Here is a 14065-nt window from a genome sequence, read left to right on the forward strand (position 1 = left end):
TGTGGTCAGATACGGGGATGAGCACGGTACTGAGCGGCCTCGACGCCCGGCTGCCCGACCTGGAGCGGCTCTACGTGGACCTGCACCGGCATCCGGAGCTGGGCTTCGCGGAGACCCGGACGGCTGCCGAGCTGGCGCGCAGGCTCACCGCCGACGGCTACGAGGTCCACACCGGCATCGGCGGCACCGGGGTGCTCGGTGTCCTGCGCACCGGGCCGGGCCCCACGGTGCTGCTGCGCGCCGACATCGACGCGCTGCCCGTGCGGGAGCGCACCGGGCTCGCCTACGCCAGCACGGCCACGGCCGTGGACCAGGACGGGCGCGAGGTGCCGGTGATGCACGCGTGCGGGCACGACATGCACGCCACCTGGCTGTCCGGGGCGGCCGCGCAGCTCGCCGCGCACCGCGGGGAGTGGTCGGGCACGCTGCTCGCGGTGTTCCAGCCCGCTGAGGAAGCGGGCGGCGGCGCGCGGGCGATGGTCGCCGACGGCCTGTTCGACCGGGCCGGCCCGCCGGACGTGGCGTTCGGCCAGCACGTGACCCCGGGCCCCGCGGGGTGGGTGCTCACCCGGCCGGGCGCGCTCATGGCGGCGACCGACGCGCTGCGGGTGACACTGCACGGCCGGGGCGGGCACGGATCGCGTCCGGAGACGACCGTCGATCCCGTGGTGCTGGCGGCGTCGGTGGTGCTCAAGCTGCAGACGATCGTGTCGCGGGAGATCGCGGCCACCGAGGCCGCCGTGGTCACCGTCGGCTCGCTGCACGCGGGCACCGCGCACAACATCATCGCCGACGAGGCCGTGCTGGAGGTCAACGTCCGCAGCTTCGACGGGGGCGTGCGCAGGCGGGTGCTGGCGGCGATCGAGCGCATCGTGCACGCCGAGGCACAGGCCGCCGGTGCGCCCCGGCCGCCGGAGATGACCGAGCTGGCGACGTTTCCCGTGCTGACCAACGACGAGGCGGCCACGGCCCGGCTCACCGAGGTCTTCACCGGGCACTTCCCGGAAGGGCGGGTGTGGGAGGCGCCGCAGGTCACCGGGAGCGAGGACTTCGGCGAGCTGGCGGCCGCCGCCGGGGTGCCGTCGGTGTTCTGGCTGGTCGGCGGCCTTGACGAGCGCACGGTGCTGGAGGCGATCGCCGCGGGCCGGTTCGAGACCGACATCCCGTCCAACCACTCGCCGCTGTTCGCGCCGGTGCTGCACCCCACGCTGCGCACCGGTGTGGAGGCGCTCGTCGTGGCCGCCATGGACTGGTTCGGCTCCCCGGCTGTCGCGTGAGCGGTGTGGGTGGGAGCATGGAGGGGTGGAGGTGAAGCCGGTGACAGAGCACGACAGGCACGCGGATCCGGTGCTGATCACCGCGGCGGCCCCCTCCTACGACGACGAGCTGGCCGCCCGCAAGCGCCATTACATCCTCACGATGGGCATGCGCATCCCGTGCCTCGTGCTGGCGGGAGTCTTCTACCACACGTGGTGGCTCGCGCTGGCGTTCATCGTGCTCTCGGTGCCACTGCCGTGGATCGCCGTGCTGCGAGCCAACGACCGCCCGCCGCGCAAGGCGGAGCAGGTCAACCGCTACCAGCGGGAGCCGACGGCGATCGAGGGCACCACCCACCGCGTCATCGACGGCTGACTCGCGCCTGCCCGTCTGGCCAAAAGCTCCCCAATGCGGCATTGGTGGCGTTGAACGCTACGAATGCCGCATTGGGGAAGTTGAGCGCCACGAATGCCGCATTGGGGAACCACCCCGGCGGCCGGCTACTCCGGCTGGGCGCCCAGCACGCTCATCGCCCTGGTGGCGAGGCGGACCCCCGCACGCAGGCAGTCTACTGTGGACTCACCGTGCAGCCACGCGGCGAGCAGGCCCGCGTCGAAGGCATCCCCGGCGCCCGTGCTGTCCACGCACGTCGCCGGCTCCGCGGGCACCGTGACCAGGCCGTCCGCGCTCACCCACGCCGCGCCCCGCGGGCCCGCGGTGACCGCCACCGCACCCGCCGCGTCCAGCAGCGCCCGCGCCGAGGCCGGCTCGGCCGAGCCGGTGAGCGCGCGCAGCTCGTCGGCGTTCGGCAGCAGCAGGTCCACGCCGGTCACGTCGGCGAGGAACCCGGCCGGATCGGTGAGCAGCGCCGCCGCCTGCGGATCCACCGAGCTCGTCAGCCCCGCCTCGCGGGCCGCCGCGAGCGCGGCCAGCCCCGCGGGCCGCGAAGCCGGGTCGAGCAGGACGTAGCCGGACACGTGCACGTGCGCCGCGGTCCGCAGGGCGGGGCCGGTGACGTCGGCAGGGCGCAGCCGTTCGCCCGCACCCCGGTCGGCCAGCATGCTGCGCTGCCCGCCGTCGCCGACCAGCACCACGACCGTGCACGTGGGCGCGTCGGGGTCCACCGCGAACGCGCACGCGACGCCCGCCCTGGCCAGCTCGGCGGAGACGAGCCGCCCCGCCGCGTCGTCACCCACCCGCGCCAGCAGCACGGGTTCGACGCCCGCCAGGCGCAGCCAGCGCGCCGTGTTGGCACCCGCACCGCCGCTCGCCAGCCGGGTGCGGGCCCGGGTGTCGCCGCCCGCCACCACGGGGCCGTGCTGCCGCACCAGCACGTCCAGCGCCGCGTCGCCGACCACGGCGACCCTCACGTCGCCGCCAGCTCCCCGGCGACGCGCGCGGCGAGCCGCGCGTTGGCCAGCACGAGCGCCTCGTTGGCGTCCAGGCTCGCGCCGCCGCTGGCGGTGTGGAAGTGCTCCAGCAGCGCCGGGGTGACGTCGGCGCCGCGGACGCCGCGCGAGCGCACCAGCTCCAGCCCCTCGGCGAGCAGCCGGTCGTGCACGGACTCGTCCATTTCGGACTCCTCGGGAATCGGGTTGGCCAGCAGCACGCCGGATCCGGCGAGGTGCCGGTGTGCCCGCACCACGGCGGCCACCTGCGCGGGGGAGTCCACGCGATGTGGCACCGGATGTCCCGACGAGCGCAGGTAGAACGCCGGGAAGTCGTCGGTGCGGTAACCCAGGACGGGCACCGAGGCGGTTTCCAGCACCTCCAGGGTGGCGCCGATATCGAGGATCGACTTCATGCCCGAGCACACGACCAGCACCGGTGTCCTGGCGAGCGTGCCGAGGTCGGCCGAGACGTCCCAGGTGCCGGCCGAACCGGGCAGCGCAAGGTGCACGCCGCCGAGGCCGCCGGTGGCGAACACGCCGACACCGGCCGCGTGGGCGAGCAACGAGGTCGCGGCGACCGTGGTCGCGCCCGAACCGCCCAGCGCCAGCGCCGGGCCGAGGTCGCGTGCCGACAGCTTGGCCAGCGCCGCCTCGGGCGCGCACACCCGCTCCAGCTGGCCGCGGGACAGGCCGACGAGCGCCTGGCCGTCCAGCACGGCGATGGTGGCGGGCACCGCGCCCTGCTCCCGCACCACCCGGTCGAGCCGCACGGCGACGTCGAGGTTGCGGCCGGGTGGCAGGCCGTGCGACAGCAGGGTGCTCTCCAGTGCGACGACGGGCCGGGCGGCGGCCAGCGCGTCGGCCACCTCGGCCGACATCGCCAGCTGGGACGACTGTGGGGTGATCACAGGGGCATCCTCGCCCATCGGCGGGGTGCGCCCGCGTGGCGGGTCACGGGCGGCGGCTCGTTCGCGAATCGACGGTCATGCGGCATCATGGATGCCGTGAGTACTCAGACGTTGCCTGATGTCGACACCCGTCCCGAGGGTGCCGACACCACCGATGACGACGCCCCGAAGATGTTCCACTACGTGCGGAAGAACAAGATCGCCGAGAGCGCGGTCATGGGCACGCACGTGGTGGCCCTCTGTGGCGAGGTGTTCCCGGTGACCAAGTCGCCGAAGCCGGGTTCGCCGGTGTGCCCCGACTGCAAGCGGATCTACGAGAACCTTCCGCCCGGCGGCGGCGAGGAGTAGTCGGAGTTCCGTTCGCGGGGAGAGTGAGGCGGCTCCGCCGGGGTGTCGTCCCCGGCGGCAGGGCCGTTCTCGCCGGCTGATCGCCCGCCGTCCTGGCCGGTGACCTCGCTGGCGGGGCCGGACTGCCCGCCGCCGTCCGGGGTCCGCGGCTCGGCGGGCCGGCGCGGCCTGCGCAGCGGGATTGTCGTGCGCTGCCAGAGTGACTTGCTTTCCTCGTCGCCTATCCGCTCGTTGGCCCGCTCCATCTCCAGCCGCCGCCACTTGCGGCGTTGCCTGCGGGTCATCTTCGCGGGCCACAGCTCCTGGATCGCCGCGTTGAAGTACGCGCCGCCGACGATCGCCAGCCCGATGAAGAACGTGAACAGCAGGAAGGCGATGGGCGTGGCCAGCGCGCCGTAGGTGTAGCCGGTGGTGGTGATCCAGCCGATGTAGATCCGCAGGCCGACACTGGACAGCAGGAAGATCACCATGGCCAGCATCGCGCCCGGCAGGCCGCGGTGCCACGGCAGCTTGCGGGGCAGCGCCAGCTTGTACAGCGTCGCCAGCGCCAGCACCAGCAGCACCCCGACGGTGGGGTAGTAGAGGATGCCGACCCACTCGGCGATGGTGGGCCGCCAGTCCATGGGGAAGAACCGCGGCAGCAGGTTCGGCCCGATCGCGATGATCGGCAGGCCCACCACGAGCAGGATCAGGCTCACCAGGTAGAGCAGCAGCGCGAAGATCCGCTGCCAGACCTCGTTGCGCACGCCGTACTGGTCGTGGGCCACCGTGATCGCGTCGACGAACGAGGACATCGCCGACGATCCGGCCCACAGGGAGATGAGGAAGCCGACCGAGACGATCTCACCCTTGCCGGTGGTGAGGATGTCGTTGACGGTCGGCTCGATGATCTGGGTAACGACGCTGCCGCTGAAGACCTTCTCGGAGAAGTCGATGATGCCGTCGTGCACCTCACGCACGACCGCGTCGCCGAACCAGTCGCCGAGGAAGCCGAGGCTGCCGAGCAGGCCGAGCAGCAGCGGAGGCAGCGACAGCGTCTGCCAGAAGGCGGCCTCGGCCGACTCGGAGAAGATGTTGCCGTCCCACGCCTTGCTGAGGGTGCGGCCCATCAGGCGCAGGGGTCCCTTGCGCCTGAGGCGGGCGTCGGGCTCCGGCTCACCCTCGCCGCGCGTCGTCCCTGGTTCTGGCGTCTCCATCGCAGCTTCAAGCATGGTCCATGGGCCCTCGTTTGGCTCGCCGGGTCCCCGGCGTGCCGTGAGACGCGGCTGTCGGTGCCTCCGGGTACGCTCGGGCAGGCGCCCTCACCGCGGGCCCGGCACAGCTGCCGGGGCCGCCGTCGTGGGGGCCTTCGCATGTCGGTGTGCAGGTTGAGAGGAGGTCGGCGGGAAGTGACGGACACGGCGCGGACCGGGTTCGCCGCACCCGAGGCTCAGCACGACGCCACCGCACGTCCGCTGCGTGCCTGGCAGCGCAGGGCGCTCACGAAGTACCTGACCACCAGGCCGAAGGACTTCCTCGCGGTCGCCACCCCCGGCGCGGGCAAGACCGTCTTCGGGCTGCGGATCGCCGCCGAGCTGCTGTCCGACCGCACCGTCGAGGCGATCACCATCGTGACGCCGACCGAGCATCTCAAGCACCAGTGGGCCGCCTCGGCCGCCGCGGCCGGCATCGCCATCGACTCCAACTTCACCAACACCTCGGGTGTCACCTCGTCCGACTACCAGGGCGTGGCGCTGACCTACGCGCAGGTCGCCGCCCACCCGACGATGCACCGCGTGCGCACCGAGAACCGCAAGACACTCGTCATCCTCGACGAGATCCACCACGCGGGTGACGCCAAGTCGTGGGGCGACGCGGTGTTCGAGGCGTTCACCCCGGCGGTGCGCAGGCTGGCGCTCACCGGTACGCCCTTCCGCAGCGACGACTCGCCGATCCCGTTCGTCACCTACGAGCCGGACGGCGACGGTGCGCTGCGCAGCAAGGCCGACCACTCCTACGGCTACGCCGACGCGCTCGCCGACGGCGTGGTCCGGCCGGTGGTGTTTCTCGCCTACTCCGGCGAGGCCTCGTGGCGCACGAGCGCGGGCGACGAGTTCACCGCCCGGCTCGGCGAGCCGCTGACCGCCGAACAGACGGCCCGGGCGTGGCGCACCGCGCTCGATCCGGGCGGCGAGTGGGTGCCTGCCGTGCTGCAGGCGGCCGACACCCGGCTGTCGCAGCTGCGGTCGGCGGGCATCCCGGACGCCGGCGGCCTGGTGATCGCCACGGACCAGGACTCGGCGCGGGCGTACGCGAAACTGCTGGCGCGCATCGCCGGGGAGCCGCCGGTGGTGGTGCTCTCCGACGACCCGAAGGCGACCAAGCGGATCGGGGAGTTCGCCGACTCCGACGACCGCTGGCTGGTGGCCGTGCGGATGGTGTCCGAGGGCGTGGACGTGCCACGCCTGGCCGTCGGGGTGTACGCGACGAGCGCGTCGACGCCGCTGTTCTTCGCGCAGGCGATCGGCCGGTTCGTCCGCTCGCGCAGGCCGGGTGAGACGGCGAGCATCTTCCTGCCGAGCGTGCCCGTGCTGCTGGAACTGGCCAGTGAGCTGGAAGCTGAGCGCGATCACGTGCTCGGCAAGCCGCATCGGGAGAAGGACGGCTGGGACGACGAGCTGCTGGTCGCGGCCAACCGCACCGAGGACGAGCCGGGCGAGGAGGAGAAGGCGTTCACGTCGCTGGGTGCCTCCGCCGAGCTGGACCAGGTGATCTACGACGGCAGCTCGTTCGGCACGGCGGTGTTCTCCGGCAGCGAGGAGGAGCAGGAGTACCTCGGCCTGCCGGGTCTGCTCGAGCCCGACCAGGTGCGCGCGCTGCTGCGCAAGCGCCAGGAGGAGCAGCTTGCCGACGCCAAGCGGCGCAAGCCCGCCAAGCAGGAGCAGTCTCCGGGTGAGGCGGCGCCGCGGCCGCAGTCGGTGAGCGAGCGCCTCCAGTCGCTGCGCAAGGAGCTCAACACGCTGGTGGGCGTGTACCACCATCGCACCCGCAAGCCCCACGGCGCGATCCACAACGAGCTGCGCCGCATCTGTGGCGGCCCGCCCACCGCGATGGCCACCGTGGAACAGCTGGAGGAGCGCATCGCCACCCTCCGCAGCTGGTAACCCCGCGAGTCCTGCGTTCAAGCCCGCGAGTCCTGCGTCCAGGTCCGCGAGTTCTGCGCTCAGGGTGCGAGGTGCGCGTTCGGACCTCCGCGCAGCGGCTCCGTTTGGGGGTGGCGGGCGCTACGAATGTGACATTGGGGAGCTTCGGCCTGGGCGAAGCCGCGCCGGCAGCAGGGCCCACGCCTGCTCGCCGGCTGTGCCGACCTCGGCGCCACCAGGGCCGCTTGGGCCAGCCCCGGCGCCATCACGAGCGCAGAACTCGCGGGCCTGAGCGCAGGACTCGCGGGCCTGAGCGCAGGACTCGCGGTTACCAAACCGTAGTGGTTTCACGTTCGCTTAATCGATACAGAACTTCTTCCGCTCCGGCGGTCGGCGGCATATGTTGTCGGCCACAACATTTTGCGCGACGCGGCGCCGGGTCCCTTTCGGGTCCGCTGTCCCGTCGGCTGGAAACCCCGAAAGGTTCAACGGATGCGGATCAAAAGACCTCTTGCAGTCGCAGCCGCGATCCTCGGCGTCACACTGACGCTCGCGGCGTGCGGCGCCAACACCGGGGGTGGTGACGGGGGCGGCTCCGGCGGCAACGAATCGCAGGGACAGGCGGCCCCGAACGGCAAGGTCGGCGTGATCCTGCCGGAAACGGCCAGTTCCGCTCGCTGGGAGGGCTTCGACAAGCCCATGCTCGAGGCGGCGCTGCGGGCCGAGGGCTTCGACCCCGACGTGCAGAACGCCCAGGGCGACGTCCAGAAGTTCACCACCCTCGCCGACGGCATGATCGCCCAGGGCGTCAAGGTGCTCATCATCGCCTCGATCAACAGCGAGGTCGGCGGCGCCGTCGCGGCCAAGGCCAAGAACGCGGGCATCCCGACCATTGACTACGACCGCCTCAACCTCGGTGGCAGCTCCGACTACTACGTCTCCTTCGACAACGTCAAGGTCGGCGAACTGCAGGGCCAGGGCCTCGCCGACGCCCTCAAGGGCAAGAAGGGCGCCGAGGTGATCGAGATCGAGGGCGCCCCGACCGACAACAACGCGACCCTGTTCCACGAGGGCCAGCGCAACGTCCTGCAGCCGCTGTACGACAACGGCACGCTCGAGCTCGTCCGCAGCCAGCCCATCGACGACTGGAACAACCAGAAGGGCGGCACCACGTTCGAGCAGATCCTCACCGGCAACGGCGGCAAGGTCGACGGCGTGGTGGCCGCCAACGACGGCCTCGCCGGTGCGATCATCACCGTGCTGAAGAAGAACGGGCTCAACGGCCGCGTCCCGGTCACCGGTCAGGACGCCACCCCGGACGGCCTCAAGGCCATCCTGCGTGGCGACCAGTACATGACCGTCTTCAAGCCGGTGAAGGAGGAGGCCGAGGCCACGGCGAAGCTCGCCGCGGCGCTGGCCGAGGGCGACACGGCGGCGGCGGACGAGCTCGCCAAGGACGTCAGCGACGACCCGGAGGGCAACCGCAAGGTCAAGTCCGTGCTGCTCGAGCCGTACCTGATCACGAAGGAGAACGTCAAGCGCGTGGTCGACGAGGGCTACGTGAAGGCGAGCGAGATCTGCACGGGCGACCTGCAGCAGACCTGCTCCGAGCTCGGCATCTCCTGACCCCTCCCTGCCTCCGGGGCGGGCCGCGCACCCCGACTGCGCGGTCCGCCCCGGATCTCGACCCTCAGACGCGAAAGAACAGACCATGACTGAGCCCATCCTCGACATCACCGGCCTGAACAAGAGCTTCGGGCCGGTTCACGTCCTGCACGACGTCGACTTCGCCGTGCGGGCAGGGGAGGTCACCGCGCTCGTCGGCGACAACGGTGCCGGAAAGTCCACATTGGTCAAGTGCGTCGCCGGCATCTACGGCACGGACTCCGGCCGCGTCCGCTTCCGCGGCGAGGAGGTCCACATCCGGGGCCCCAAGGACGCCGCGGACCTCGGCATCGAGGTCGTGTACCAGGACCTGGCGCTGGCGGACAACCTCGACATCGTGCAGAACATGTTCCTCGGCCGCGAGCGTGGCAGCGCGTGGCTGCTCGACGAGGCGAACATGGAGCAGGCGGCGCGGGAGACGCTGGCCTCGCTGTCGGTGCGCACCGTCAAGTCCGTGCGCACGCCCGTCTCGGCGCTGTCCGGTGGCCAGCGGCAGACCGTGGCCATCGCGAAGTCCGTGCTGTGGGACAGCAAGGTCGTGCTGCTCGACGAGCCGACCGCCGCACTCGGTGTCGCCCAGACCCGCCAGGTGCTGGACCTGGTGCGCAGGCTCGCCGAGCAGGGCCTCGGCGTGGTGCTCATCAGCCACAACATGGCCGACGTGTTCGAGGTGGCCGACCGCATCGCCGTGCTCTACCTCGGCCGGATGGCCGCCGAGGTGCACACCAAGGACGTCACCCACGGCCAGGTCGTGGAGCTGATCACCGCGGGCCGGTCCGGCGACATCGGACTCGCCCGTCCCGAGAACGCCGTTCTCTGAGCCGTCGTTTCGTGAGCGAGAAAGAACCCACCATGACCCAGACCCCCACGGCGTCGTCGAACACGGCGATCACCGACTTCGGCATCGACACCACCACGATGTCGACGTCCGAGGCGGTGCGTGACTACCTCTCCCGCCTGCGCGCAGGCCAGCTGGGCTCGCTGCCCGCGCTGACCGGCCTTGTCGCGCTCGTGGTGCTCTTCGCGGCCCTGTCGGACGTGTTCCTGTCGCTGAACAACCTCGCCAACCTGCTCGCGCAGGGCGCGGGGCAGACGATGATCGCGATGGGCATCGTGTTCGTGCTCCTGGTCGGCGAGATTGACCTGTCCGCGGGCACCGCCTCCGGTGTCGCGGGTGCCGTGCTGGCCATGCACTACGCCGAGAACGGCAACCTCATGGGCGGCATGGGCTCCACCGTGTTCATCATGTTCATCGCCGCGCTGGCGCTCGCCGCCGCGCTCGCCGCGTACCTGCGCATCTGGGCGGGCACCGCGATCTCGTTGCTCGGCATCGTGCTCACCGTGTCGGGCATGGCCGCCAACCCGTGGATCGAGATGCTGCTCGCGCTGTGCGTCGGCACCGCGATCGGCTGCATCACGGGCTTCCTCGTCTCCAAAATCGGCATGCCGTCGTTCGTCGTGACGCTGGCCCTCTTCCTGGCCTGGCAGGGCGTGCTGCTGCAGTTCATCGGCGAGGGCGGGGTCATCGGCATCAGCTCGTCGGAGGTGCTCAACAAGGTCGCCAACGGCAACCTCTCGATCCTCGCCAGCTGGATTCTCTACGTGGTGGCCGCGGGAGGCTTCGCGGCACTGAGCCTGGGCAGGCACTTCCGCAGGCTCAAACGCGGCCTCGTCACGCAGCCCACCACGATCGTGCTGTTCAAGGTCGGCGGGCTCGCCGTCATCGGCGCCGCCGCCACCGCACTGCTCACCATCAACCGCGCGCCGAACCCCAACATCGAGATCTCGGGCGTGCCCTACGTCGTCCCGATCGTGCTGGCGCTGCTGGTGATCGGCACCTACGTGCTCAACCGCACCCGCTACGGCAGGCACATCTACGCCGTCGGTGGCAACCGCGAGGCGGCGCGCAGGGCCGGTATCAACGTCACCAAGATCCGCGCCAGCGTGTTCGTCGTGTGCTCGTCGGTGGCCGCGCTCGGCGCGATCGTGTACTCGTCGAAGGTCGGCTCGGTCGACCCGCAGGCCGGTGGCCTCAACACCCTGCTGTTCGCGGTGGGTGCGGCCGTGATCGGTGGCGCGTCGCTGTTCGGCGGCAAGGGCAGGGTGTCCGACGCGGTGATCGGCGGCACGGTGCTGGCCGTCGTCGCCAACGGGCTCGGCCTGCTGCGCCAGCCCGCCGCCGTGGTCTCCATCGTCACGGGCCTGGTGCTCCTGCTGGCCGCCACCGTCGACGCCCTGTCGCGCCGCCGGGCAGCCTCCGCGGCACGATGAATTCGGTCGATGGAACGATAGGGTGGTGACCAGCACACCCGTTGCCAGACCCGACGAGGTGCGCCGGTACAACCGATCGAGCCTGCTGCGCCTGCTGCACGTCGGCGGCCCGTGCACCCGGGCCACGCTGGCGACCGAGCTCGGGCTGAATCGCAGCACCATCAAGACGCTGGTGGACGGCCTCGCCGAGGCCGGGGTGGTCGTGGAACGCGTACCCCGGCCCGGCAGGGGCGCGGGCAGGCCGTCGCTGCTGGTGCTGCCGCAGCCGGAGGCCGCCGTGGTACTGGCGGTGGACGTCCAGGTGGAGCACGTGGCCATCGCGCTGGTCGGGCTCGGCGGGCAGATCCTGGGACGCAACAGCTGGAACCTGCACGGCCGCGGCCGCGAACCGGCCGAGGTGCTCACCCACGTCATCGAGTCGACGACGTTGCTCGCCGCCGACCTGGCCGTCAAGCCGGTCGCCGGCGGCATCTCCGTGCCCGGCGTGGTGCGGCGCTCGGACGGGCACGTGCACGAGGCGCCCAACCTGCGCTGGAGCGACATCGCCCTGGGCGAGCGGCTGGCGGCCGCACTCGACATGCCGGTGGTCGCGGGCAACGACGCCGAACTGGGTGCGCTCGCCGAGCACCTGCGGGGCGCGGCCCGCGACGCCTCCGACGCGGTGTTCGTCTCCGCCGACATCGGGGTCGGCGGGGGCGTCATCGCCCAGGGCACGCCGCTGCGTGGCGCCGGAGGCTACGTCGGCGAGATCGGGCACATGGTGGTCCGGCCACGCGGCCGGTCCTGTTACTGCGGCAACGAGGGCTGCTGGGAGACCGAGGTCGGTGAGGCCGCGCTGTGCCGGGCGCTCGGGCTGCCCGACGACAGCCCTCGCGGAACGATCGTGGTCGCGCTGCGCGATCTCGGCCGTGACCCCGCGGCCGCTCGCGGCACGCTCGCCGAGTTCGCCGAGTGGCTGACGCTCGGCCTGGTCAACGTCGTGAACCTGCTCGGGCCGGAGCTGGTCGTGCTCGGTGACCTGTTCACGGCGCTGCCGGACACGGTGCTCGACCACGTCGGCGCCGAGGTCCGCCGCCGCAGCCTGGTGAGCAGGGCCATCGGCGGTGTGCGCATCGAGAAGTCGTCGCTGGGCGCCGACGTGAAGCTGCTCGGCGCCGCCGAGGCCGCGTTCGAGGGCGTGCTCGACACGGTGTAGGCGGGCCCGTCAGCCCGCCCGCTGCCGGCGCAGTCCGAGCAGCGCGTCGAGTACGAGGAAGCCGAGCAGCGAGATGCCCAGCAGTGGCAGGAACCAGCCGACGGCGGCCGCGGCGAGCACCAGCACCACCAGCAGCCACGGTGGCGTGCTGCGCCACGCGCCCCGAGGGAACGGCTTGCCGAACCCGGCCTGCGTGGGCCGCCGCTGCCACCACATGCGGTAGCCCCAGATCACGAGCGCGACCACCGCAAGGCACACGGTGGCCAGCACCAGCTGGTTCGGCAGCCCGAACAGCAGCCCCATGTGGCCGTCGATGCCCCAGCGCGCCAGTTTGGCGGCCAGCGGGTAGTCGTCGAAGCGCAGCACCTCCAGCACCTGGCCGGTGGCCGGGTCGATCGCGGCGGAGTCCTGCTTGGTCGGCCAGTGCCGCTGGGTCTGCGTGACGACGTAGACCTCGCCGTCGTTCGCGGGCACGGTGATCTCGACGGGGTCGTCCAGGCCCACCGTGCGTGCGGCGGCCAGCGCCCCGTCCGGGCCGATGCCGGTGCCCGATCCGGCCTGCTGACCGGTGTGCCCTGCGTGGCCCGTGTGGCCTGCGGAGCCCTGGTGCTGCGCGTGCTCGCCCGCCGAGGCCGAGATGGACGGCGTCTCCCACGACAGGGCCTCCCGCAGGGCGCTGACGTTCTCCCCGGCGTACTGCGACCACGTCAGCCCGGTCGCCGACAGGAACAGCAGCACCAGCGCCACCCAGGTGCCCGTGGCGCCGTGCCAGGACAGCGTGCGGGCCCTGCCCTTGGCCGTGCGGTCCGGGCGCACCCGCCTGCGGCGGCGCTTGCCCCACCACAGCACCAGGCCGCCGAGTACCACCACCCACAGCCAGCTCGCGGCGAGCTCGCTGTAGATCCGGCCGACGTCGCCGAGGTGCAGGCTGCGGTGCAGCTGGTCGAGCCAGGCACGCACGGGAAGCGCCTGGCTCGAGCCGTAGGTCTCGAGCACGCCGCGCACCTCGCCGTCGTGCGGGTTGACGAACACGGTGCGGTGGTAGCTCTCGGCCAGCCCGGGCTCGTCCAAGATCACCTGCGTGGTGTCGGTGGGCGACGGCGCGGGCCGTACCGACACGAGCGTGCCCTCCGGCAGCGCGGCCTCGGCGGCCGCCACCTGCTCGGCCAGCGGCACCGAGTCCTGCGCGGCGGGCACCCGCAGCTCGTGGTCGTAGATCGCCTGCTCGAGATGGGGCGCGAAGACGTAGAGCAGCCCGGTGAGCGCGGCGACGAGGAGGAAGGGCCCGACGAGGATGCCCGCGTAGAAGTGAAGCCGCCGCAGCAGCGGCAGCAGGCTGCGTGCGGGGGCCTGCTCGGTCGGGGTGGGGACGGTCGGGGTCTGCGCCTCGGTCGGCATTCCAGGCAGGTCGCCACCGGAGGCCGGGTGGTTCCCGCGGCGAGCCAGTGTGTCCTTCGTCACTGTGCGGGTCCGGCCCGCCCACGACGGCGGCGCCGGGGTCCGGAATGTCGAACGGGCGGGGACCCTTCCGGATCCCCGCCCGTCTCGCGGCTGGTGCTGACGGCTCGCTCAGCGCTGGATGTCGGCTTCCAGCTCCTTGAGCTTGGCCTCGTACTCGCGTCCGTGGTGTCCGCAGAACAGCAGCTCTCCGCCGTTGCGGAGGATCGCACGCATCTGGGCGGCTGCGCCGCAACGGTCACAACGGTCCGCAGCGGTCAGTTCGGGGCGGGTGAGCGTCGGTGAAGTCATTGGAGTCTCCCTCCGTCCCGGCATCGGAGGCCGATGCCATCAATTCAGCCACGATCACCGTTGTCCGGCGGTGCCCGACCGCGGTGCTCGCTGCTTCCACTGTTGCAGACGTTTCGGCGTCCGCAAGTGTTCCCGGTTCTGTGGGAGGTGTGTCACGTC

General features: G+C 71.9%; 13 protein-coding genes. 8 read left to right on the forward strand and 5 right to left on the reverse strand.

Going from position 1 to position 14065, the window contains the following annotated elements:
* Window positions 1–17: 17 nt before the first annotated feature.
* Together BAY60_RS18485 and BAY60_RS18490 are read left to right on the forward strand one after the other, a co-directional pair.
* Window positions 18–1277: an amidohydrolase gene (locus tag BAY60_RS18485; RefSeq protein ID WP_112282140.1), complete on the forward strand. Its 1260-nt coding sequence runs from the start codon at window positions 18–20 to the stop codon at window positions 1275–1277.
* A 40-nt stretch (window positions 1278–1317) separates the two neighbouring features.
* Entirely contained in the window at window positions 1318–1632 is a 315-nt protein-coding gene (locus tag BAY60_RS18490; protein WP_112282474.1) for a DUF3099 domain-containing protein, read from the forward strand.
* Between the two features lie 125 nt (window positions 1633–1757).
* On the opposite strand, the gene BAY60_RS18495 is transcribed toward BAY60_RS18490, so the two are convergent.
* Entirely contained in the window at window positions 1758–2627 is an 870-nt protein-coding gene (locus tag BAY60_RS18495; RefSeq protein WP_112282141.1) for a carbohydrate kinase family protein, read from the reverse strand.
* Window positions 2624–3526, reverse strand: coding sequence for a pseudouridine-5'-phosphate glycosidase (locus BAY60_RS18500; RefSeq protein ID WP_245992667.1), 903 nt, complete (start codon window positions 3524–3526; stop codon window positions 2624–2626). The genes BAY60_RS18495 and BAY60_RS18500 overlap by 4 nt, the downstream gene beginning before the upstream one ends.
* A 117-nt stretch (window positions 3527–3643) precedes the next feature.
* On the opposite strand from BAY60_RS18500, the gene BAY60_RS18505 reads away from it, so the two are divergent.
* Window positions 3644–3904: a DUF3039 domain-containing protein gene (locus BAY60_RS18505; RefSeq protein WP_211330356.1), complete on the forward strand. Its 261-nt coding sequence runs from the start codon at window positions 3644–3646 to the stop codon at window positions 3902–3904.
* Here the strand turns inward: BAY60_RS18505 and BAY60_RS18510 are convergent.
* Window positions 3868–5100, reverse strand: coding sequence for a YihY/virulence factor BrkB family protein (locus BAY60_RS18510; protein WP_245992602.1), 1233 nt, complete (start codon window positions 5098–5100; stop codon window positions 3868–3870). The genes BAY60_RS18505 and BAY60_RS18510 overlap by 37 nt on opposite strands.
* A 192-nt stretch (window positions 5101–5292) precedes the next feature.
* Here BAY60_RS18510 and BAY60_RS18515 point away from each other — a divergent pair, with 192 nt between their 5' ends.
* From BAY60_RS18515 to BAY60_RS18535, 5 genes are all read left to right on the forward strand, one after another.
* Window positions 5293–7047 carry a DEAD/DEAH box helicase gene (locus BAY60_RS18515; protein ID WP_112282145.1) on the forward strand — a complete coding sequence of 585 codons (1755 nt, stop codon included), beginning with the start codon at window positions 5293–5295 and terminating at the stop codon, window positions 7045–7047.
* Between the two features lie 471 nt (window positions 7048–7518).
* Window positions 7519–8652: a sugar ABC transporter substrate-binding protein gene (locus BAY60_RS18520; protein WP_112282146.1), complete on the forward strand. Its 1134-nt coding sequence runs from the start codon at window positions 7519–7521 to the stop codon at window positions 8650–8652.
* 85 nt (window positions 8653–8737) lie between these two features.
* Window positions 8738–9511 carry an ATP-binding cassette domain-containing protein gene (locus tag BAY60_RS18525; protein ID WP_112282147.1) on the forward strand — a complete coding sequence of 258 codons (774 nt, stop codon included), beginning with the start codon at window positions 8738–8740 and terminating at the stop codon, window positions 9509–9511.
* A gap of 32 nt (window positions 9512–9543) precedes the next feature.
* Window positions 9544–10962 carry a sugar ABC transporter permease gene (locus BAY60_RS18530; RefSeq protein WP_112282148.1) on the forward strand — a complete coding sequence of 473 codons (1419 nt, stop codon included), beginning with the start codon at window positions 9544–9546 and terminating at the stop codon, window positions 10960–10962.
* A 25-nt stretch (window positions 10963–10987) separates the two neighbouring features.
* Complete coding sequence (locus tag BAY60_RS18535; RefSeq protein WP_112282149.1) at window positions 10988–12157, forward strand: ROK family transcriptional regulator; 1170 nt, start codon at window positions 10988–10990, stop codon at window positions 12155–12157.
* Window positions 12158–12166: 9 nt separating this feature from the next.
* Here BAY60_RS18535 and BAY60_RS18540 read toward each other — a convergent pair whose 3' ends face one another.
* Together BAY60_RS18540 and BAY60_RS18545 are read right to left on the reverse strand one after the other, a co-directional pair.
* The gene (locus tag BAY60_RS18540) at window positions 12167–13555 is read right to left on the reverse strand and encodes a PepSY-associated TM helix domain-containing protein (RefSeq protein ID WP_112282150.1); all 1389 of its coding nucleotides are present in this window, start codon (window positions 13553–13555) and stop codon (window positions 12167–12169) included.
* Between the two features lie 171 nt (window positions 13556–13726).
* Window positions 13727–13906 (reverse strand): DUF7455 domain-containing protein, encoded by a 180-nt coding sequence (locus BAY60_RS18545; protein WP_112282151.1) that lies wholly within the window; start codon window positions 13904–13906, stop codon window positions 13727–13729.
* Between the last annotated feature and the right edge of the window lie 159 nt (window positions 13907–14065).

Source organism: Prauserella muralis (assembly GCF_003202285.1).
Lineage (GTDB): Bacteria > Actinomycetota > Actinomycetes > Mycobacteriales > Pseudonocardiaceae > Prauserella_B > Prauserella_B muralis.